Source organism: Bacillus sp. lyk4-R2A-2 (assembly GCF_030209735.1).
GTDB lineage: Bacteria > Bacillota > Bacilli > Bacillales > Bacillaceae > Bacillus > Bacillus pumilus.
In genome coordinates this window covers 33,353-55,533 of record NZ_JARVRK010000005.1, presented here as the reverse complement: position 1 = coordinate 55,533, position 22,181 = coordinate 33,353, and the positions used below count along the sequence as shown (strand labels likewise).

Sequence of the window (22,181 nt, the reverse complement as noted above, 5' to 3'; positions counted from 1 at the left end):
TACTGTTCCTCCTAAGGTCTTCTCGTTTTATATAGAGAGCTCTTGTGAAAGTCGGTACATATTTTGATCGACTGTATGTTTTTTATCTAAGATATCTAAAATATCGTGGTGAACGAGTTCGTTGCTTTGAATGCCCACACAGCGTCCGCCTTTTCCTTCAAGAAGAAGTTCTACTGCGTATGCTCCTAAACGGCTTGCGAGTACTCGGTCAAATGCGCTTGGAGAACCTCCGCGCTGAATATGTCCTAAGACAGATACACGGGTTTCAAGGCTTGTCTCCTCTTCAATCCGCTTACCAAATTCAACACCGCTGCCTACGCCTTCTGCGACGATGATGATACTGTGCTTCTTGCCGCGCTCGTGCCCTCTTCTTAATCTCGCGATAATTTCATCCATGTCATAGTCTGCTTCAGGAATCAAAATAGATTCGGCTCCGCCTGCAAGACCTGACCAAAGAGCAATATCACCAGCATGTCTTCCCATTACTTCCACTACGTATGTACGTTCATGAGATGTGGCTGTATCACGAATTTTATCAATGGCGTCAATGACTGTATTCAGTGCTGTATCAAAGCCAATAGTGAAATCAGTACCTGGGATATCGTTGTCGATTGTACCCGGGACACCTACACATGGAAAACCGAGCTCAGTTAATTTCTTCGCTCCCATGAATGAACCGTCTCCGCCAATCACAACAAGTCCTTCAATACCGAATTTTTTTAAGTTCTCAATGCCTTTTTCACGACCTTCAACTGTCTTGAATTCAGGGCATCTTGCCGTGTAAAGTTTTGTTCCTCCACGATGAATGATATCGCCAACTGAACCTATTTCAAGTTTCTCAATTTTACCGTTAATTAGACCTGAATATCCATTATAAATACCGTAAACTTCAACATTATGGTAAATCGCTTTCCTTACAACTGCGCGCACAGCTGCATTCATTCCTGGGGAATCCCCACCGCTCGTTAAAACTCCTATACGCTTCATCTTTTTCACCTCAGAGACCATATATGAATTAAACATACCATTTCCACTGCTTGAAAACAATCATGAGCAAAACCAGATGTTTTCAATACGTATTTCTAAAACCGTACTTATTATACAATTAAATAAACCGTTTTTAAACAAAAGTTAAGAAAGTCATGAAAGCAATTCTTTCAAAAGCGAGGAAGATCCAGCCTTCTAAAGCCCACCGTATCAGGGTTTTCAGACGTTTCAAACTTTATGAAAACAAAAGAAAATTATTTTCAAATAGCGCTTACATGAGGTCGGTTTTCATGAAAAAGGATGAAAAAAAATAAACGCCAGCCAAAAAGGCTGTACGTTTATTTAGTTTACCCCAATATATTGATTTTCAACCGATACTTTCCCGATTGCTTTGTATTTTTGATATCTTTGTTCGACTAGTTCTTCAGGTGTTAGTTTGAGCAAAGATGTAAGTGACTGTTTTAATGTTTTTTCAATGTAGGCTGCTTGTTGTTTCACGTCTCGGTGTGCTCCACCTTGCACTTCTTTAATAACATCATCTATAATATCTAATTCTTTTAGGTCTGGAGCCGTAATTTTCATTGATTCTGCAGCTTTTTTCGCAAGTGATGAGTCCTTCCAGAGCAGTGCTGCTGCACCTTCAGGTGAAATCACTGAATACGTTGAATTCTCTAGCATGTATAGGTGGTTTCCTACGCCTAAGCCTAGTGCGCCGCCACTTCCGCCTTCTCCAATGACAATACAGACAACCGGTACACGAAGTCCTGCCATTTCGAATAGGTTTTTCGCAATTGCTTCACTTTGCCCGCGTTCTTCAGCTGCTTTACCAGGATAAGCTCCTTTTGTATCAATAAAACAAATGATCGGGCGATTAAATTTATCTGCTTGTTTCATCAAGCGCAGCGCTTTACGGTAGCCTTCTGGATGAGGCATTCCGAAATTACGGCGCAAGTTTTCTTTTGTATCTTTACCGCGCTGATGGCCAATCACCGTGACAGGAAGCCCTTTAAACGTGGCAATTCCTCCAACGATCGCTTCATCATCGCCATAAAAACGGTCACCGTGACACTCGAAAAAGTTGTCAAACAGCTCTTGAATGTAATCGAGAGTTGTTGGGCGCATCGCATGACGAGCAATCTGTACTCTGTCCCACGGTTTTAAATTTGTATAAATGTCTGCTTCAAGTTTGCTCAGACGTGTTTCAAGACGCTCAATTTCTGCACTTAAATCCATTTCTGAGTTTTGTGTGAACTTTTTCAGTTCATCAATTTTCGCTCGAAGTTCAATGACAGGTTTTTCAAATTCTAGTTCTCCAGCCACTCTCGTTCACCTCCTGTGCTGTGTAATGCTAAGATTCGGCCTAGTGTTTCTTTCATCTCTGCACGATGAATGACAGCATCCAATTGACCATGCTTCATTAAAAATTCAGCCGTTTGGAAGTCCTCTGGCAGGTCTTCACGAATGGTTTGTTCAATGATTCTACGACCTGCAAACCCAATTAAAGCACCAGGTTCTGCAAAGTTGTAATCACCAAGAGACGCGAAACTAGCTGATACACCGCCAGTTGTTGGGTTCGTCATCACAGAGATAATCAAACCTTGATCCTCGCTGAACAGCTTTAATGCTGAGCTTGTTTTTGCCATTTGCATAAGACTGAGGATCCCCTCTTGCATTCTCGCTCCGCCAGATGCAGTAAAGATGATAAATGGCACCTTGTCCGCTTTTGCTTTCTCGATCGCAAGTGTGATCTTTTCACCAACAACTGAGCCCATGCTGCCCATACGGAATGTGGCATCCATGACAGCGATCACAGCAGGCTTGCCTTCAATTTCACCTTGACCTGTGACAATGGCTTCATTCAAAGACGTTTTTTCTCTGTCTTTCTCAAGCTTTTCTTCGTAGCCTGGGAATCCGAGCGGGTTTTCTGAGATCAGATGCCCGTTAAATTCTTCAAATGTGCCTTCGTCAACAAGGCTGTCAATACGCTGTTTTGCATTCATTTGCAAATGTCTACCGCAATTCATGCAAACACGTAAATTTTTATCTAGTTCTTTGGTGAGCATTATTTTTTTACATTGCGGACATTTGGTCATGATGCCTTCAGGCACATCTTGACTTGCCTGTTCAGAGGGTACAGATGCATATTTTTTCTTTTTACTGAAAATATTTTTGATTGACAAATGACTACCTCCCTTTTTGAAGGGTTTTTTCTTTACACGCACATCCACTATTATAGGACATGTCATAACTGTACCGAAACTATTGTACTTTTTTTGTCAAACGCTGTCATCCTTCATTCAATTTTTTCAGTGGGGAATTGATGAGAAATGAGTATGTGTTTGGGGCGCTGAGCAGTTGATATATGTGAATTGTGAACGTCTACAAAAAAATATCATTCCGGATGAAAAAATTTTCGCGTATGAGAGGAAATGGTGCACGTCTTTCCTCCAATTTCAGAAAGAACGTGCACACTTTTCCAATTGATTATTCGCCGATAATCGTTAATTTTCTTGTTTTTTCAGCAACTTCTTCTGGGTCGACTTTGATTCTTGCAACGCCAGTTTCCATTGCTGCTTTTGCTACTGCTTTTGCTACCGCTGGTGCTACACGTGCATCAAATGGTTCAGGGATGACGTATTCAGCTGACAATTTATCATCTGAAACAAGAGAAGCAATTGCTTCAACGGCTGCAATTTTCATTTCTTCGTTAATGTGGGTTGCACGTACATCTAGTGCTCCGCGGAAAATTCCTGGGAATGCCAGTACGTTGTTTACTTGGTTCGGGAAGTCAGAACGGCCAGTTCCTACAACACTTGCGCCTGCTGCATGTGCATCTTCTGGCATGATCTCTGGATTAGGATTCGCCATTGCGAAGATGACAGGATCTTTTGCCATTTTGCCAACCATTTCTTTTGTTAGAGCGCCTGCTGCTGAAACCCCAATGAAGACGTCAGCGCCTTCAATCACTTCTTCTAATGAACCTTCTTTACGGTCTTGGTTCGTGAATTTAGCCACTTCGTTTTTCACTGCATTCATACCGTTCGGGCGGCCTTCGTAAATTGCGCCTTTTGTATCACACATGATGATATCACGTACACCGAAATGATATAGAAGCTTGATAATCGCAATTCCCGCTGCTCCAGCGCCGTTTGCCACCACTTTGATAGAGGACATTGATTTTCCAGACAGTTTCAGTGCATTTACAAGTCCAGCTACTGTCACAATCGCTGTTCCGTGCTGATCATCGTGGAACACTGGAATGTTTGTCTCTTTTTTCAAGCGCTCTTCGATAATGAAGCAGTTTGGAGCTGCAATATCTTCAAGGTTGACACCGCCAAACGTTGGCTCAAGAAGCTTTACTGTTTCAACGATTTTGTCTACATCGTTTGTCGCAAGCGCGATTGGGAAGGCATCAACGCCAGCGAAGCTTTTGAATAATACAGCTTTTCCTTCCATGACTGGAAGAGATGCTTCTGCACCAATATTTCCAAGCCCTAAAACAGCACTTCCGTCTGTGACAACAGCGACCATATTGCCTTTCATTGTATAATCATACACTTTGCTTGTGTCGTCATAAATATCTTTACATGGTTCTGCAACACCAGGTGAGTAAGCCAAGCTCAAGTCTTTCGCATTTTTCACTTGTACTTTTGATTTTGATTCAAGTTTGCCTTGATTCTCTTTGTGCATATGTAATGCTTCTTCTCTTAATGACATGTGATGAACACTCCTTCAAGTGGAAAATGATTTAATGAATTGCTAAGTTGATAAGCACATACTGGCAGTTTTAAATACACAGAATCTTTAAAATGATAACACAATAGGTGAATTTGTAAAACATATTCAGGCGATTTGTCATCATTTAATCACAACGTTTTGTTCACCGAGCAGCTCTTTTAACTGGAAAATGACAGCATGATCTGCATGAACTTTGTATGCATCTGGAAGTCTCACTGTCTTTTTTTGCTTCTCATAATACAAATAGACATCTGCTTCTCCGCTGTGCATCGAGATCACCCGCTTTACTTGCTCTAGCAGCTCCTGCGTATGATTTTCTTCTTTCACTCGAATGTAGACAGACTCTTTTCTTTGTGTGCCCATCTCTTCAAGCAGAACGGCTTCTTGCACGATGATCTGGCTGCTGTCATTTCTGACATCTATTCTGCCTTCAACATAAAGCATGGCGCCCTCCTCAAGTAAGGGGGACAGCTTTCTAAATTGCTCTGGAAAGACGACGCCTTCCATTTCTCCCGTTTCATCCCCAAATGTGATAAATGCCATCGATTGTCCATTTTTTGTTCGAATCGATTTCACTTTTGTCAAAAGACCACCCATTGAGACCTTTTGCTTTATATAGGAAGAAAGTCTGATGATGTCCACTGCACCATTCTCTCTTAAGCGATCTCGGTACGCTTGTACAGGATGATTTGATAAATATAGTCCAAGTGCCTCTTTTTCAAATTGCAGGAGATCGACAAGCGGCAATTCTTCTATCTCCGCATATTTTGGCTTAATGGAGAAGGTTGTATCCCCCAGAAAGTCGAGCTGATCATCTGGATTTAAAAATGACACGTGGTCTAATGCAATATCTATTGATGCCAATAACGAAGCACGATTTGGATAAAGCTCATCCATCGCCCCTGAAAAAATGAGTGCTTCAATCGTTTTTCGGTTGACACTCTTTGCTGATACTCTTGCGCAAAAATCAAATAAATCTTCAAACGGCTTTTCCTGTCTTGCCCTGTATATATCCTTTACAGCTGACACTCCGACATTTTTGATCGCTCTTAAGCTGTAGCGGATCTCCCCTTTTTCAACCGTAAATGGAAATTCACTCTTATTAATAGAAGGCTTCAACACAGATATCCCTTTTTCCTTTGCCTCATAGAAATATTGAGCGACTTTGTCTTCATTTCCAATCACACTCGTTAAAAGTCCGCACATAAAATATAACGGATAATGCGCTTTTAAGTAAGCAAGCTGAAAGCCAATCATGCTATATGCAACAGCATGGCTTCTATTAAAACCATAGTTTGCAAATTTGACGATTAAGTCATAAACGTCATTTGCAATGTTAACAGGATACTCCTTTTTTAGGCATCCTTCAACAAAATGGCTCCGCTCTTCATCAAGGACCTTTTTATCCTTCTTCGAAACAGCTCTTCTTAATAGATCTGCCTCGCCAAGCTGAAAGCCTGCCATCTTCGCTGCAATCAGCATAATTTGCTCCTGATAGACGATGACCCCATATGTGTCTTTTAAAATGTCATACAAATCAGGATGCGGGTAAGAGACCTTGACTCTGCCGTGCTTTCGGTCGATAAAAAGCGGGATATTCTCCATTGGACCTGGGCGATAGAGGGCATTGACTGCCACGATGTCTTCTAAACTAGAGGGCTTAAGGCGTCTCAGCACCTGACGCATCCCTTGTGATTCAAGCTGGAAAATCCCAGTTGTATCCCCCGCTGATAACAATTCAAATGTTTTCTGATCTTCATATGAAATGTCACTAAAGTTAATGTGGACGTTTTCCTGTCTTTCAATCTGGTTTTTAATGGATTCAATTAAGGTTAAGTTCCTTAGTCCTAAGAAATCCATCTTTAAAAGCCCAAGATCTTCTAAATAATTCATCGCATACTGCGTTAAATACACACCATCATGACCATCTTGAATAGGAACAATCTCTGTCAGCGGCTCCTCGCTCAGCACAACGCCGGCTGCATGTGTCGAGGTATGTCTTGGCAAGCCTTCTACCTTTAAAGCAGTTTGAAAGACTTGCCTGAGCTCGTCGGACTGCTGGAGCATTGTTTTTAATTCAGGAGATGCAGTGAGCGCTTCTTTCAGCGTCGTTCCTGGCTTTGACGGAATCAGCTTTGCAAGACGATCCGCTGCCTTTGAATCAATCCCCATCACACGCCCTACATCTCTTAAGGCTGCTTTTGCTGCAAGTGTTCCAAACGTGACAATTTGCGCCACATGCATGTCTCCGTATTTGTCTTTTACATAAGAAATGATTTCATCTCTTCTCGTATCGGGGAAATCTATATCAATATCAGGCATACTGATTCGCTCAGGATTTAAGAAACGTTCAAATAACAAACCGTGACGGAGCGGATCAACATCCGTAATAAACAGTACATAGGCAACAAGTGAACCTGCTGCCGATCCCCGGCCCGGCCCTGTGACAATGCCTTGGTCATGGGCATACTTCATAAAATCCCACACGATGAGAAAATAATCACTGAAATTCATTTTTTGGATAATGCTCAGTTCGTACTCAAGTCTTTTCACATACGCGTCATTTGAAGCAATCTTTCTTTGCTTCATCCCTTCTACACACACTTTGCGTAAAAACTGATCTGCTGTTGATTGATCAGGGGTCGGATAGGATGGGAGTTTTGTCTGCCCAAGATTTAAATCGACTTCACAGCGGTCTGCGATCTCCACCGTTCTTGATAGCAGCTCCGTATCCTGCGTATACCATTCCTTCATTTCTTCAAAGGTTCTGAAATGCTTTTCTGCTCGGTCTTCCTCAACCTCAGGCAGCTGCTGCCCTGCTTTAATAGCCTTTAAACACGTATAGGCCGTTTTGTCTTCCATGTTGATGTAGTGGACATCTCCTGTCGCAACAAGAGGAATGTCGGCACTTTTTGAGACGTCCCTCAGTTTACGGGCAAGCGATTCGTCTTGCTGAAATGGCTGAAGTGCGATGTACACATGTCCCTCACCGAAAATATGTTTCAATTGTTTCGCCGCATCATGCGCTTCTTCTAGCTGATCCTGCTGAAGCAGCGTTTCAATGTAACCAGAAACGCCTGGTGTGATGGCAATGAGCCCGCGGTGGTAGCTTTTCAGCCATTTTTCTTTCAGTCCAGCTTTTGATTTTGATTTCAGCACACTGCTGATCTTGATCAAATTTTGGTAGCCTTCATTGTTTTTGGCAAGGAGTACCAAGGGATAAGCCTCTGTCTCTTGTTCATCTATGAAGACAGAAGCTGTTAAACCGATGACCGGCTTGATGCCATGTTTTTTACATTCCTTATAAAATTCAACCGTTCCATACATCACATGGTCATCGGTAAGAGCGAGCGCCTTGCAGCCAAGTTCTTTCGCTTTCAGCACGAGCTCCTTTACTTTTGCTGCACTGCTTAATAAGCTGTATCCACTGTGGACCTGAAGATGAACATAAGACATGCTTAATCCACTCCTTTCGTCTAAAGTCATTCTTTCATTATAAAACGCGATGCGATGAGAAACAAATGTTCTTTCTTTTCTGTCCGTTCATACTTGTCCCGCACGCACCATATATTGAATAGAGTGAGGTGGACAAAATGGATGTGAAGGAAGCTTTTATTCCAAATTTTATTAGCTGTTATTTTATTGCACTTGGGGTCATTTTGGGTGGTGCCATTATAGGCGGTGTTGGTGCTTATTTGTCTGGTCAGCCGCCTTTATCCATTATTACGAGTCTTGCCAACCGTTTAAAGATTTGGGCGCTTGTCGCAGCTATCGGCGGAACGTTTGATGCTGTTTATAGCTTTGAAAGAGGTATTTTTGAAGGGAACACGCGTGATATTTTCAAGCAGATTTTATTAATTGTCTCTGCCATGGGCGGTGCGCAAACGGGTTATCTTATTATCACGTGGCTCACACAGGAGCATGTGTCATCATGAGGGTGCCGGAGCTGTACAAACGTCCAGGCTGGCAGCGTTTTTTTGCGGGGATGATGTTTGGCGCGATTGTGAGCTGGCTCATTTTCCTCTTTACATACGGAACCTTTCAGGAAAAGCAGGTGACACTGCTGAGAAGCCAGCAGCACCATATGGACAGTCTGAAAGAACAAATCACACTCTATCGGGAAGATTTGCATAAGTTAAATGAGGATAATAAGAAGCGGCTGCTGATCCAAAGCGTAGATGTCCATCTCGTCAATCGTGAGCAATATAAAATCCCAGAGCCAGATACGCTAAAATTTGAAGATCAGGTCAAGGAGGATATCTCAGAGGTTATTACAAAGGATATTGAAAGTGTCTATAAAACAAAGGAATTATTAAAACGCACGGTCGAAAACAAAGAATATACCATTCGGGAAAAGGCTTACCGCGCCAAAGTGACAGAGCTGACAATTTATACAAAGCTTTCACTTGAAGTGCGCATTTCATTTGCTGAATAAATGATCATGTGGAATTTTTATGAATTTCTGCCCTCAATGATCGCTTTTCCCCCTTAATTTTTATACACTAAAAGTAGAACGAGATCTAAAACAGAAAGAGGTGAGGACAATGGAGGTTTATAGCTATCGTCAAATGGCACGAGACAAAGCAAGCCGGATCAAGGACGGCATGTGTGCTTATGCTGAGACAGAAATGATGGCTCATTTAATTAAAAAAGAATTAAAGCATCAAAATCTCCAAGCCTATGAAGATTCAACTGACATCGGCTGCTGGTTTATCCCTGTATGCAAGTAACCCTCTTCTCCATGACAAAAAAAGAGAGAGGGGACTTGAAGCCCCCTCTCTCATGATGATGATTTACATACTTCTTCTAAATCACGCAAAATCTCATCTGCCACGGCCCAATCATAAATAGACGCACCAGCTGCAAGCGGGTGGCCGCCGCCATGATATTTTTTCGCAATGGTATTAATGACGACGCCTTTCGAACGGAATCTAACACGAATCTGATCGTTTTCTTCCACAAAAAAGACCCATGCCTTAATCCCTGCAATATTTCCAAGTGTTCCAACAAGCTGTGAGGCTTGCTGCGCTGTCGTTTGGAACGATTCCAAAATATCCTGCTTAATGAAAACAGAAGCGACCCCATTCTCTGACAAAGAAATATGTTGAAAAATATAGCCATTTAATTTCACGACATTGAGATCCGTCTCATACAATTGATTGAAAAGGTCTGAAGATGAAAATGGATATTCAATCAGTTCTCCAGCATATTTGAGCGTCTTTTTCGTCGTGTTTGGGAAAAGGAAGCGGCCTGTGTCTCCTACAATGCCGGCATAAATGAGCTCTGCCGCCTTTGTATTCAGCTGATATCCTTCTTCTTTCCCCTCTAAATACAATTCATAAATCATCTCGCTCACAGAGCTTGCCTCTGTATCTACCCAAAGCAAATCACCATAAGGATCTTCATTTGGATGATGATCAATTTTCATCAGCTTGTCGCCCATTGAATAGCGCTGATCGTCAATTCTTGCTTGATTGGCTGTATCACAGACAATGACAAGGGCATCTTTGTACACGTCATCCGGCACCTCATCAAGTTCATACAAAAATGAAAGGGTTGGCTCCGGGGTTCCTGTCGCATAAATATTTTTTTCTGGATAGGTGGCACGCAAGATTTCCGTAAGGCCGCACTGCGATCCATACGCATCAGGATCTGGTCTTACATGTCTATGAATGATGATGGTGTCATATAATGATATGGTTCTAATCAGTTCTTTTTTCATAAAAACTCCTTCTTATCCGATACTCTTTTTATTATTAAATCATAATCTATCCTGACGGAAAAGTGAGAAATAGACAATTTATTCTAGTAAGCAAGCCTATTTACGTTTAAAATAGGGTTGTAACCACTTACAATGGAGGCTTGGCACATGCTTGTTTTGATTGTGTTTATTATTTGTTCTGCCATGTTTTATTTATACTACAAAGCAAAGAATGTACGTACGAACCGCCCAGTCGAAAAGAAATTCTGGTCGGCGAAATCCAGTATGGCACTTGGCTGCTTTGTCCTGCTCTTCGGTGTGAATCAATTATTTTTAAACCGCTCGTCACTCGCATTTGTCATTGGATTTATTTTTGTTGCTGTCGGTATCGGCAGTACGTGGGCTGGATATAAAGCCTACAAGCATTACCTTCCGCTCTTTTTAAAGGAAGGCGAAAAAGATCACGCATAATAAGAGAGAAGGGCTAAAATGATGTTTATTTTAGCCCTTTGTCTTTTTCAGCAGATTATCCTCTCTCCATGAGCTGCACCATCAGCATGGCTTTACCGACGATATTCGATTGATGATAAACTTCCACTTCCAGCTTTCCAAACTTGCGTCCTACTTCTAAAATATTCGGCTTGATCTGTATCGTGGATTCCATTTGAACCGGTTTTAAGAAGTAGACAGAGAGACTTTCGACAATCAGCTCCCCTTTTTTATGAGACTTTAAGAAGCGATTGGCGGATTCAATTAAAATTTGCGTGAACACGCCATATGAAATGTTTCCGAGCTGGTTTGTCATTTGTGGTGTGACCTCATATTGATACACGGCATCTGCCTTTGGTTTTTCTGTATCGGTCTCTTTAAACCCTCTTGAGACAACATCATCCAGTTTTTCTCCGACCTGCGGCTGCTTTTGAATCATTTGAAGCGCCTTCAGCACGTCCTGACGACTGATCATTCCAATCAGTTTCGCATAATCATCTACAACAGGCAGCACCTCAATGCCTTCCCATACCATCATTTGAGCAGCAGAAGCGACAGAGGTTTTTCCAATGACTGTCAGTGGGTTTTTCGTCATGACCTTTTCAATCGGTGTGGAGCGGTCATGCCCCGCGATATCCTTTGAGGTGAGAATGCCGTGAATTTTCATTTGGTCGTCTGCGACCGGAAAGCGTCCGTGGCCAGTTTCATAGTTCTTTTCATACCATTTTTCAAGCTTATCCTCTGGTGATAAATACACTGTTCGTTCTATCGGCGTTAAAATATCTTCCACAAGCACAATCTCTTTTTTTATGAGTTGGTCATAAATGGCCCGGTTAATGAGAGCTGCTACGGTAAATGTATCGTAGCTTGTCGATAAGATCGGCAGCTCAAGCTCATCTGCGAGCTGAATGATTTCATCATCTGTTGAGAAGCCGCCTGTGACCAGCACAGCTGCTCCTGCCTCTAATGCTTGTCTATGGGCATTGATCCGGTTTCCGACAATTAGCAGGTTTCCAGCTGCCGTATAGCGCATCATCGCATCAAGCTCCATCGCTCCGATGACAAATTTGTTTAATGTTTTATGTAAGCCCGCTCGTCCTCCAAGCACCTGTCCGTCAATCACATTGACCACTTCTGCATATGTCAGTTTTTCAATATTTTCTTTTTTCTTCTGTTCAATTCGAATGGTACCAACTCGTTCAATGGTACTGACGAATCCTTTATTTTCAGCATCCTTGATGGCCCGGTAAGCGGTCCCTTCACTCACTTTCATTTCTTTCGCAATACGCCGGACAGAAATTTTCTCTCCGACTTCTAATGAATCAATATACGATAAAATTTGTTCATGCTTTGTCGCCAATCCCGTTCACCCTTTTTGTTTTCAGCGTTTTCATCTAACTTTCATTATAAGGGCAGGAGGCTTTTAATAGCAATTTGTCTTTTTTCAGCGCGATACATGTAAACAAAAAAGCCGGCATTTGAGTGCCGGCTTTCAGATTGTTGACAAAGGGCTAAAATGATTTTTATTTTAGCCCTTTGTCTTCTTTTCAGCGTGATAGAAAACCTTTGCAGTCAAGGAAGGACGAGTACTGGCGCGGAGCGAATTTGACATTCGTGAGCACCAGCACGCAGGACTGACAATGAATGCGAGGGTTTGTCTACACGCTGAAAGCCGGCATTTGAGTGCCGACTTTTTGCTATGTTGATTAAATCTCGATCGATTCTCCGCTGTTTAACACATGACCGACGCCGCCATGGAGGCTGTCTGCAAATGCATGTGGGTCCTGCTCAATCGGCGGGAATGTGCTGTAGTGAATTGGCACGACTTGCTTCGCCCGAAGCCATTCGGCTGCGATTCTTGCATCGTCCGGTCCCATCGTGAAGTTATCACCGATCGGAAGGAATGCAAGCTCAATATGATTCAGCTCACCGATCAGCTTCATATCTGAAAAGAGTGCAGTGTCTCCGGCATGATAAATCGTTTTGCCCTCTGCGGTAAATAGAATACCTGATGGCATGCCTGTATACGTAATCGTTTTGGCATCTTCATCAATGATAGCAGAACCATGGAACGCTTGAGTGAGCTTCACTTTACCAAATTCAAACTCACGTCCGCCTCCAATCGAAAGCGGGTGCGTTTTCACCCCCTGCCAGCTTAAATAAGTGGCAAGCTCGAATGGCGCAATAACGAGCGCATCATTGTTTTTGGCGATTTCAATGGTGTCACCGATGTGATCTCCATGCCCGTGCGTGAGCAAAATGACATCCGCTTTGACATCTTGCGGTTTGATATCTGTGTGCTTATTTCCATTTAAAAATGGATCAATCCAAATATGGTATCCGTTTGTTTCAATGTGTACGACTGAATGTCCGTGATATGTAGCTTTCATGTGAGTATATCCACCTTTCGAATTTGATCTCATTTCATCTATTCCCTGTATAAAAAACTGAAAAACTTAATGTCTGTGAATGACGTTAAGACCACCTGTTGCTTCAATAACGGTTCCTGTAATCAGATCAGAGCGGTCATCGCATAAAAAGGAAATGATGCGCCCGATATCTTCTCCAGTACCAGACCTGCCAATCGGCGTTTCATCGTCTTTCATCTGGCGCGCTTCTTCTATTGTCGATTCTTTCATGTCTCCAACGATTTTGCCTGGACAAACCATATTGGCTGTGATGCCATTTTCGGCTTCTTCAATCGCAATGGTTTTCGTCAGTGACGCCAGCCCCACTTTTGCTGCTCCGAAGGCTGATCTGTGCATCCATCCCGGCGCATGGTCTGCGCCTTGAAAGCCATATGTGACAATTCGGCCGAAGCCTTGCTTTCTCATCATTGGGATGACCATACGGAACAAATGGAACACAGCAGATAGGTTGCCTTCCATCATTTGATACCATTCATCTTCGGAATAATCCGCTAGTTTTTTTCGTTCAAAAATATAAGGTCCGGCATTGTTAATCAAGGCATCGATCCGCCCAAATCGCTCGGCTGCCAGCTCGACCATATTTTTTAAATCTTCTTTGTTTGTCACGTCACCTTGGACAAATTGAAGCTTCTCTTCATATTGCTGCAATTCTTCTTTCATCTGGCGCACAGCTTCATCATCACTTCGATAATTTACTGTCACAGAATACCCCATATTCAGTAAAGACTCGGTGACTTTCCTGCCAAGTCCCTTAGAACCCGCTGTTATTAATGCGTGTCGCACACAATCTCCTCCTAAAACAAAGGTTGCAAGTTCATGTGTTTCTTTTGTTATCTTTACTTTACTATAAACCAGCATCTGGCGCACTTATGAACCCTTTCTGCTATTTCTATTTAGAATGAAAAAATGAAGGATGATTCATCCACTTTTGGATATCCCACGAGCCATGAATATCAAGAAGCAGCGAAACAAAACGGTAGCATTCTCTCACCTCATAAAGCTGGCGAGGAAGCGGGCAAATCTCTTCATAGCCCAACTGAACATCGTGTGCAGCTTCTTTCGTCAAAAGGTATTCCAATGCAATAAAATCAAACGCAGCTGGTCCAAATACGCAGTATTCCGTATCAACTAGACTCGTCACTTGATCATACTTTTCAATATATTGCGACGGATCTAAATCAATTAAAATGAGACTGGCTGAATCAGGAGGACTGAGGTGGTCTAGCTTTTGCTGCACCATTTCTCCATAGCACTGAAATTCAGGCTGATCAGCGTAATAGCGGCTTATAAGTTTAGACACAGCCCTTTTTAAAAGAGCATGGAATTCACTCAAATGTCTCTTTTCTGCTCCGTATATAGTACCGAAGGAGTGAGTTCGATGTGAATGAAGATGTGCTAGTTTCCTCCCGTAATCCAAATAGAAATCTGATGAACGTCCCTTAAAAGATGTTAAAGGTGTTCCTTCTACTTTTTCCATGACATCATAATGTCTCCCCGCCATCTTCACTTTACGAACAACTTCCGGAATATGAAAGGAATTCGTCAGAGCCAGCTTTTCATTGATTTGATCGAGATGCTCTTGTCCCATATCGGCATTTACCCCATAGATCATGTTGATCCCATATACAAATTCACTTTCTGCTTTTGTCATTTTAGGAGATTTCACCACATATTCCGTTTTGTCTTGTAAGGAGATCAGCCACACATCATTGGCCCGTCCGTCGTACTGTTCTCCTAACGTCTTAACTGAGGCGATGGGCTGGTCAAACAAAGCCTGAAGCGTTTTCTTCATGGACTACTGTCACTCCCTCTTCAGCTTAACACTGGTATGCTTTCAACTTCTCTAATGATGATCAATCTCCTTTTCCCAAGACAAAAAACCATCCGTATAAACGAATGGTTTTGGTCAGTTATGCTAGGCAGGCTTTTGCTTTTTCTAAAGCGAGCTGAATTTGTTTAAATCCAGTTCCACCTGCGCTTGTTCTTTTTTCAACAGCAACATAAGGATCAAGAACGGTGTAAATGTCTTCTTCAAAAAGATCGCTCGCTTCTGTAAATGTCTCAAACGGAAGATCACTTAAGTAGATGCCTTTTTGAATGCATGTATACACGAGCTTGCCAACGATTTCGTGTGCTTCACGGAATGGCATGCCTTTTTTCGCAAGGTAGTCTGCCACTTCGGTCGCATTTGAGAAATCTTCTTTCGTTGCTTTTTTCATGACATCTTCGTTCACTGTCATTGTTTGAATCATGCCTGTGAAGATTTGCAGGCTGCCGGCGATGGTTTTGACTGTATCAAACATGCCTTCTTTATCTTCTTGCAGGTCTTTGTTATACGTAAGCGGCAAGCCTTTCATAATGGTGAGAAGCCCCATCAGGTTGCCATACACACGGCCTGTTTTCCCGCGGATCAATTCTGCCATATCCGGGTTTTTCTTTTGCGGCATCATGCTGCTGCCTGTTGCATATGTGTCATCAAGCTCAATGAATTTGAATTCTTGAGAGCACCATAAAATGATTTCCTCACAAAGACGCGAGAGGTGCATCATGACAAGGCTGCTGTTAGACAAGAACTCTAAAATGAAATCCCGATCACTTACGCCATCAAGGCTGTTTTCGTAAATATGATCAAAACCAAGCAGCTCAGCTGTATATTCACGATCAATTGGGAATGTCGTTCCTGCTAGCGCTCCGCATCCGAGTGGAGACACGTTAATTCGTTTCAAAGAATCTTGAAAACGCGCTTTGTCACGCTCTAGCATCCAGAAATAGGCGAGCATATGATGCGCAAAGGAAATAGGCTGTGCACGCTGTAAGTGCGTATAACCTGGAAAAATCGTTTCAACGTGCTGTTCTGCTTTTTCCACAAGCACTGTTTGAAAGGAAGAGATCAGTTCAATGATATGCTCTACTTGGTTATTCAAATATAAATGCATATCAGTGGCAACCTGATCATTCCGGCTTCTCGCTGTATGCAATTTGCCGCCAAGCGGACCAATCTCATCAATGAGCATTTTTTCAAGGTTTAAATGGATGTCCTCATAATCCACTGAGAATTCGAGTTCATTTGCCTCTGCCTTTTTCATGAGCGTATTCAGTCCATCTTTGATGGCAGCGGCCTCGTCATCGCCCAGGATACCGCATGTATTCAGCATACTTGCATGAGCAAGGGAGCCGGTCAGATCTTCTTTGACTAATTGTTTGTCGAAATGAATGGACGCGCCAAACTCATCGACCCATTTTTCTGGTGTTTTTTGAAATCGGCCTCCCCAAAGCTTTTTCATGCTTTAACCTGCTCCTTTTTATTCACGATGCTGTTCACTTTTGTTGGTAAGCCCCAAAGGTTAATAAATCCTACCGCTGCATCATGATCGAATTCATCTGCTTTTGTGTAAGTTGCTAAATTTTCATCATAAAGTGAATATGGTGATTTACGTCCTTCAACAATGGCATGGCCTTTAAATAGTTTTACACGTACAACACCTGTTACGTTCTGTTGTGTTTCCTGTAAGAAAGCATCTAGTGCTCCTTTAAGAGGTGAGAACCATAATCCGTTGTATATTAATTCAGCCATTTTTTGTTCAACGATTGGCTTAAAGTGTGCGACTTCCTTCACTAGCGTTAAGTCTTCAAGCTCTTTATGTGCTTTTAGAAGTGTGACAGCACCTGGGCATTCGTACACTTCACGAGATTTAATGCCTACAAGACGGTTTTCAACGTGGTCGATTCTGCCAACCCCATGCTGACCAGCGACTTCATTTAAATGAAGAATAAGATCTGATAAGGAATACTGAATACCATCAATAGCTGTTGGTTTTCCTTTTTCAAACGTGATTTCAATGATTTCAGGTGTGTCAGGTGTTTTTTCAAGTGGCGTCGTTAAATCATACGCTCCTTCTGGCGGTGCAGCCCAAGGATCTTCTAAAATGCCGCACTCGTTACTTCTGCCCCAAAGGTTTTGGTCGATTGAATATGGGCTGTCTAAGTTAATCGGAATTGGAATACCATGTTTTTGTGCATAATCGATTTCTTCATCGCGAGACCATTTCCACTCACGCACTGGTGCAAGAACTTCTAGGTCTGGATTCAATGCTTTAATGGATACTTCAAAACGGACTTGGTCGTTTCCTTTTCCAGTACATCCGTGCGCAACCGCTACTGCATTTTCTTTCTCTGCGACTTCCACTAGTTTTTTTGCAATAAGTGGACGAGATAATGCAGATACAAGCGGATATTTCCCTTCATACATCGTGTGTGCTTGTAAGGCAGTTAGTGCAAATTCCTCTGCGAATTCTTCTTTTGCGTCAATCATGTAAGACTGAACCGCTCCGACTTGAAGTGCTTTTTGTTGAACGAATGCTAAGTCTTTTCCTTCACCTACGTCTAGGCAGCAAGCGACGACTTCGTATCCTTGCTCTTGTAACCATTTAACTGCAACAGAGGTATCAAGACCTCCGGAATATGCTAATACGACTTTTTTATTTTGTGACATGATTGAAAAGCTCCTCTCACTTGTTTTGATTCTGTGAATGTTTTTTGCATAAAAATAAGTTTTAATTTATAAACATGCATTTAGTATGTATACACTGTAACAAGGAAAAATTGTTTTTTCAACCCCTTTATGAAAAAAACTCCGCCAAATTTTCTTGGCAGAGTCATTTTGGGCTATTTTTGATCCTTTTCAAGCTCTCGTAAGACGTGAGGAAGCTCTGGAATGATGAGTTTTGTCATGGCTAAACGAACAGCTCCAGTAGAGCCTGGTGTGGCAAAGACGGCTTGTTGATTGACGACCCCTGCCGCTGCCCGGGACAACATAGCGGCTGAACCGATGTCTTCTGTATAGCTTAGCATGCGGAAAATTTCGCCAAAGCCAGGCAGCTCCTTGGAGAAAAGCGGGGTGATCGCTTCAATGGTGACATCCCTTGCGGCAATTCCTGTGCCTCCGTTTAACAAGACGGCATCTATTTTTGGTTCGCTTGTTCCCTCTAGCACAGCGTCTTGGATCGCTCCAATGTCATCTTTTACAATATCATATGCAAGAATGAGATGTCCCTGTTCTTTAAGCAAATCAATCATCAGACGGCCGCTTTTATCTGTTTCTTTCGTTCTTGTATCACTGACCGTAATGACTTTCACATAAAGCCTCGCTTTCGCCTCACGTTTATGTTCTGTCACGCCCATTTTCGCACCGCTCCCTTTTGCTTCGTATTGGACAACATTATAGCATGCTGCTTTTAACAGAAAAAAGCTCTTTTCCTTATTGGAAAAGAGCTTCTTCAATTTGGATTACGCTAAGCGCATAACGTCTCTTGCAATCATCACTTCTTCGTTCGTTGGAATAACGATCACTTTTACAGGGGAGTGCGGGTAGCTGATGAATGCTTCTTCGCCTCTCATGTTGTTAAGAGAAGGATCCCAGTAAACGCCCATGAATTCTAGACCACGAAGGACACGTGCTCTTACTTCTGAACTGTTTTCACCGATTCCAGCTGTGAAGATGATCGCATCTACGCCATTCATTCTCGCTGCATAAGAACCGATATATTTATGAATACGGCTTGCAAAAATATCAAGAGCTACTTCTGCACGGTCGTTTCCTTCTTCTGTTGCTTCTTCAATATCACGAAGGTCACTTGATAGACCAGACACACCTAAAAGACCACTCTTCTTATTCAAAGTTGAAAGTACTTCTTCAGCTGTATGTCCTGTTTTCTCCATAATAAATGGAATAAGGGCAGGGTCAATGTTACCTGAACGTGTTCCCATTGCAACACCCGCAAGCGGTGTGAAGCCCATTGAAGTATCGATTGATCTTCCGCCTTCAACTGCTGCGATACTCGCACCATTTCCAAGGTGACAAGAGATCAGACGAAGCTCTTCAAGAGGGCGGCCTAATAGCTCTGATGCACGCTCTGTTACGAACTTATGGCTTGTCCCGTGGAATCCGTATTTACGAATACCAAAGTTTTTGTAGTAGTCGTACGGAAGGCTGTATAGGTAAGACTGCTCTGGCATTGTTTGGTGGAAAGCTGTATCGAACACAGCAATCGCTGGTACGTCAGGCAGAATTTGTTTGAATGCTTTGATTCCTACAACGTTTGCAGGGTTGTGCAGTGGTGCTAGCTCTGAAAGCTGATCAATGTCATTGATGACTTCATCAGTTAAAAGAACAGAGTCGCTGAATTTCTCTCCACCGTGAACAACACGGTGTCCTACGCCATCAATTTCATTAAAGTCTTTGATGATGTTAAATTCAATTAGTTTTTCAAGTAGCATTTTAACCGCTACTGCATGATCTGGAATATCTGTGACTTCTGTTTTCTTTTCTCCATCTACAGAAATCGTGAAGATACTGTTGTCCATTCCGATTCTTTCAACAAGACCTTTTGTTAAAACGGTTTCTTCTGGCATGTCGAACAATTGGAATTTAAGAGATGAGCTTCCTGCGTTGATTGCAATAATTTTAGACATTCTTGTCGCTCCTTTTACTCAGTTGTTATATAAGGTTTCACGTTTTTTCCGGTGCTATATTCAACCTGTATGACGGGTCTTTTATAGTTTAACGATAAGTCCGAAAAATATCTGACTTTTTCATTTAAACATTGAAAACTTTGCATTTCAAGTGCACCTTCGAACTGTTATCGCTTACATCGATAAGTCGATATTTTCTGAATAATAAAAAAGCCAGACATCACTCTGGCTATTCTTTCGTTTCTTTTTCTTCTATAAACCATTGGTCTAATTTTCTCATTACACCCAACATTGATTCTTTTTGTGAGAAAGACGGTAGATTGGCAAACAGCATCCGTTTTGGTGCTTCGAGCCCTTCCTTTTTCTTTTGCATCACAAACAAGCTTTTGGCGTGCTTTTTGTCCTTGAACATGGAGACCGGCAGCTGAATTAATGCATTCATATATGCATGATCTTTGATAAAGTCCTTTAATTGCACGCTTTCTTTTCCTTCAAACAAATCGTTTGGAATGATGAAGAACAAGAAGCCGCCTTCTTTTGTATAACGAAGGCTTTGTTCAATAAATAAATAATGCGCAAAGGCATGTCCTTCTTTTGCCTTTAATTCATAGTCTGCTGCACGCTCATCATTTGGATAATAACCAACTGGCAGACTGCATACAGTGACATCTACTGGAGAGATCAAAAGCGGCTCAAGACTGTCTTGATGGAAAAGCTCGACTTCCTTCTCTTCCAAGTTCGCCTGTGCCCATGCAATTTTAATGAGGACATCATCAATTTCAGACGCAAAGCCGCGCTTTGTTTCTGCAGTCAGATTATTTAAGACAGCAAGCAGTAAGTTCCCTGTTCCTGCTGCTGGATCAAAGACAACTAGCTCTTTTTGTCCTTCTAAAAATTTATTCACCAAGTAGCTGACAAACAGCCCGATCGTATCTGGTGTCATCTGACGATTTGGATGGGAAATATCCTTTTGTCCTTTCAATACGGCGAGCTGAAACGCTTTACGAATCTGCTCATGATCATAAGAGGCAAAATCTGCTTTCTCTATTAAATCCTTTAGTAAACCGTCTCGATCATTTGCTTGGAAAAAGGCTTCTCCTGCTTCAGCTAATGCCTCAATATAGGAAATGCTTTGGTCCTTTTTTAATCGAATAGAAGCTGTATCGAGCAGCTCGAAAATCGTACTTACTTGATCTTTCTGCAATGCTTTTCTCTCCTCGCTTTGTTAAAAGCTATATGTTCTCATTGAAAAGAGCCCCAGTATGAAGCCGGAGCTCTTGTCGATGCTGCTTTTATAACAGTGATTTTGCAGCTTCAATGGCTTTTTCATAATTTGGGTGATTCGTTGCTTCGCTTACGTATTCAGTGTAAACCACTTTCCCATTAGGGTCTAATACGAAAACTGCACGCGCCAATAAACGCAATTCTTTCATATACACACCGAATGCTTCACCAAATGACATATCTCTGTGATCAGATAATGTTTCGACATTTTCAATTCCGTTTGCTCCGCACCAGCGTGCTTGTGCAAATGGAAGGTCTGCACTAATTGTATAGATATTGACCGGACCTAAACCGGCTGCCTCTTCATTGAAACGTCTTGTTTGTGCGTCACACACACCTGTATCAATAGAAGGAATCACTGAGATGATCGTCACTTTTCCTGTTAAATCAGAAAGTGAAACTTCCCCTAGTGAGTTCGTTAATACCGTGAAATCCGGAGCCTGCTCGCCTACTTTTACTTCATTTCCTACAAGCGTGACAGAACTCCCTTTAAATGTGATCGATGCCAAAACAATTCCTCCCTTATCAAATGTATGGTTCTATCATAGTAGAGAAAGCAAAAAACTGCAAAGCCTAATCTTCGCTTTTGAAAAAAAAGTTAACTGCAGCGCAGCTAACTTTTTAAAGGTCTATGTCATCTAGTTTTCGTTCTTTATGACGGTTCTCCCGTTCATCCTTCTTAAACATGTGCTGAAGACGTTCAATTGCTTGAGGAGCAGAATCCAATATTTTATCAAGCAGATGTGTATGTTCATCCAAATGAAGCATTCGAACGCCGTTTGTTCCGACAATTAAGAAGGCGATTGGTGTAATAGACACACCTCCGCCGCTTCCTCCGCCAAATGGGAGTCTCGGTTCTTTTCGTTCTTGATCATCAGAACGTTTTTCTTTCTTTTGGTTCCCGTTAAATTCACTGCCGCCGGCTGCAAATCCAAAACCAACCTTCGACACAGTGAGGATGACACTGCCGTCAGGGGTTTCGACTGGATCGCCGATGATCGTATTCACATCTATCATTTCTTTTAAGTTTTCCATCGCTGTCTTCATAAGACCTTGGATTGGATGATCTGCCATTTTCGGGT

Annotated in this window: 21 protein-coding genes; 4 read left to right on the top strand and 17 right to left on the bottom strand. The window is 42.2% G+C overall.

Features of this window, described 5'->3' with window-relative positions; translation table 11 throughout:
* Positions 1-27 precede the first annotated feature (27 nt).
* The 5 genes from pfkA to dnaE all read right to left on the bottom strand — a co-directional run bounded on the left by pfkA (position 28) and on the right by dnaE (position 8,181).
* Entirely contained in the window at positions 28-987 is a 960-nt protein-coding gene (gene pfkA / locus QRN39_RS07095) for a 6-phosphofructokinase (protein WP_012010865.1), read from the bottom strand.
* A 342-nt stretch (positions 988-1,329) separates the two neighbouring features.
* Positions 1,330-2,307 (bottom strand): acetyl-CoA carboxylase carboxyl transferase subunit alpha, encoded by a 978-nt coding sequence (gene accA / locus QRN39_RS07090; protein WP_003216264.1) that lies wholly within the window; start codon positions 2,305-2,307, stop codon positions 1,330-1,332.
* Positions 2,292-3,167, bottom strand: coding sequence for an acetyl-CoA carboxylase, carboxyltransferase subunit beta (gene accD / locus QRN39_RS07085; RefSeq protein ID WP_050943587.1), 876 nt, complete (start codon positions 3,165-3,167; stop codon positions 2,292-2,294). The genes accA and accD overlap by 16 nt, the downstream gene beginning before the upstream one ends.
* A 304-nt stretch (positions 3,168-3,471) precedes the next feature.
* Positions 3,472-4,704 (bottom strand): NADP-dependent malic enzyme, encoded by a 1,233-nt coding sequence (gene ystJ, locus QRN39_RS07080; RefSeq protein ID WP_050943586.1) that lies wholly within the window; start codon positions 4,702-4,704, stop codon positions 3,472-3,474.
* A 141-nt stretch (positions 4,705-4,845) separates the two neighbouring features.
* A complete protein-coding gene (gene dnaE, locus QRN39_RS07075) occupies positions 4,846-8,181 on the bottom strand; it encodes a DNA polymerase III subunit alpha (protein WP_284906652.1) in 3,336 nt (1,111 codons plus the stop codon).
* Between the two features lie 137 nt (positions 8,182-8,318).
* Here dnaE and ytrH point away from each other — a divergent pair, with 137 nt between their 5' ends.
* The 3 genes from ytrH (at position 8,319) to QRN39_RS07060 (ending at position 9,455) form a co-directional block, all read left to right on the top strand.
* Positions 8,319-8,660 carry a sporulation membrane protein YtrH gene (gene ytrH, locus QRN39_RS07070; protein ID WP_034661856.1) on the top strand — a complete coding sequence of 114 codons (342 nt, stop codon included), beginning with the start codon at positions 8,319-8,321 and terminating at the stop codon, positions 8,658-8,660.
* Complete coding sequence (gene ytrI / locus QRN39_RS07065) at positions 8,657-9,160, top strand: sporulation membrane protein YtrI (protein ID WP_003216226.1); 504 nt, start codon at positions 8,657-8,659, stop codon at positions 9,158-9,160. The genes ytrH and ytrI overlap by 4 nt, the downstream gene beginning before the upstream one ends.
* Before the next feature lie 109 nt (positions 9,161-9,269).
* A complete protein-coding gene (locus QRN39_RS07060; protein ID WP_003216400.1) occupies positions 9,270-9,455 on the top strand; it encodes a YtzJ family protein in 186 nt (61 codons plus the stop codon).
* Positions 9,456-9,505: 50 nt separating this feature from the next.
* Here QRN39_RS07060 and QRN39_RS07055 read toward each other — a convergent pair whose 3' ends face one another.
* On the bottom strand, positions 9,506-10,447 hold the full coding sequence (locus QRN39_RS07055) for a DHH family phosphoesterase (protein ID WP_044139298.1): 942 nt from the start codon (positions 10,445-10,447) through the stop codon (positions 9,506-9,508).
* A gap of 147 nt (positions 10,448-10,594) precedes the next feature.
* Between QRN39_RS07055 and QRN39_RS07050 the strand changes: the two genes are divergently transcribed.
* Complete coding sequence (locus QRN39_RS07050; protein ID WP_003216665.1) at positions 10,595-10,897, top strand: YtpI family protein; 303 nt, start codon at positions 10,595-10,597, stop codon at positions 10,895-10,897.
* 55 nt (positions 10,898-10,952) lie between these two features.
* Here the strand turns inward: QRN39_RS07050 and QRN39_RS07045 are convergent, their stop codons facing one another.
* From QRN39_RS07045 to ytfJ, 11 genes are all read right to left on the bottom strand, one after another.
* Positions 10,953-12,275 (bottom strand): CBS domain-containing protein, encoded by a 1,323-nt coding sequence (locus QRN39_RS07045; RefSeq protein ID WP_003216834.1) that lies wholly within the window; start codon positions 12,273-12,275, stop codon positions 10,953-10,955.
* 346 nt (positions 12,276-12,621) lie between these two features.
* Positions 12,622-13,305: a metal-dependent hydrolase gene (locus QRN39_RS07040; RefSeq protein ID WP_050943583.1), complete on the bottom strand. Its 684-nt coding sequence runs from the start codon at positions 13,303-13,305 to the stop codon at positions 12,622-12,624.
* A 66-nt stretch (positions 13,306-13,371) separates the two neighbouring features.
* Positions 13,372-14,127, bottom strand: coding sequence for an SDR family oxidoreductase (locus tag QRN39_RS07035; protein ID WP_044139333.1), 756 nt, complete (start codon positions 14,125-14,127; stop codon positions 13,372-13,374).
* Between the two features lie 106 nt (positions 14,128-14,233).
* The gene (locus QRN39_RS07030; RefSeq protein WP_284906644.1) at positions 14,234-15,136 is read right to left on the bottom strand and encodes an aminoglycoside phosphotransferase/kinase family protein; all 903 of its coding nucleotides are present in this window, start codon (positions 15,134-15,136) and stop codon (positions 14,234-14,236) included.
* 118 nt (positions 15,137-15,254) lie between these two features.
* Positions 15,255-16,628 (bottom strand): argininosuccinate lyase, encoded by a 1,374-nt coding sequence (argH, locus tag QRN39_RS07025; RefSeq protein ID WP_003216440.1) that lies wholly within the window; start codon positions 16,626-16,628, stop codon positions 15,255-15,257.
* Complete coding sequence (locus QRN39_RS07020) at positions 16,625-17,836, bottom strand: argininosuccinate synthase (RefSeq protein WP_003216486.1); 1,212 nt, start codon at positions 17,834-17,836, stop codon at positions 16,625-16,627. Before QRN39_RS07020 ends, argH begins: the two co-directional genes overlap by 4 nt.
* 173 nt (positions 17,837-18,009) lie before the next feature.
* Positions 18,010-18,525: a MogA/MoaB family molybdenum cofactor biosynthesis protein gene (locus QRN39_RS07015; protein ID WP_284907252.1), complete on the bottom strand. Its 516-nt coding sequence runs from the start codon at positions 18,523-18,525 to the stop codon at positions 18,010-18,012.
* Positions 18,526-18,630: 105 nt separating this feature from the next.
* The gene (locus QRN39_RS07010) at positions 18,631-19,815 is read right to left on the bottom strand and encodes an acetate kinase (protein ID WP_003216471.1); all 1,185 of its coding nucleotides are present in this window, start codon (positions 19,813-19,815) and stop codon (positions 18,631-18,633) included.
* Positions 19,816-20,044: 229 nt separating this feature from the next.
* The gene (locus tag QRN39_RS07005) at positions 20,045-21,019 is read right to left on the bottom strand and encodes a class I SAM-dependent methyltransferase (protein WP_003216620.1); all 975 of its coding nucleotides are present in this window, start codon (positions 21,017-21,019) and stop codon (positions 20,045-20,047) included.
* Positions 21,020-21,107: 88 nt separating this feature from the next.
* Complete coding sequence (gene tpx, locus QRN39_RS07000; protein ID WP_003216787.1) at positions 21,108-21,608, bottom strand: thiol peroxidase; 501 nt, start codon at positions 21,606-21,608, stop codon at positions 21,108-21,110.
* A gap of 112 nt (positions 21,609-21,720) precedes the next feature.
* Positions 21,721-22,173 carry a GerW family sporulation protein gene (ytfJ, locus tag QRN39_RS06995; RefSeq protein ID WP_003216488.1) on the bottom strand — a complete coding sequence of 151 codons (453 nt, stop codon included), beginning with the start codon at positions 22,171-22,173 and terminating at the stop codon, positions 21,721-21,723.
* Between the last annotated feature and the right edge of the window lie 8 nt (positions 22,174-22,181).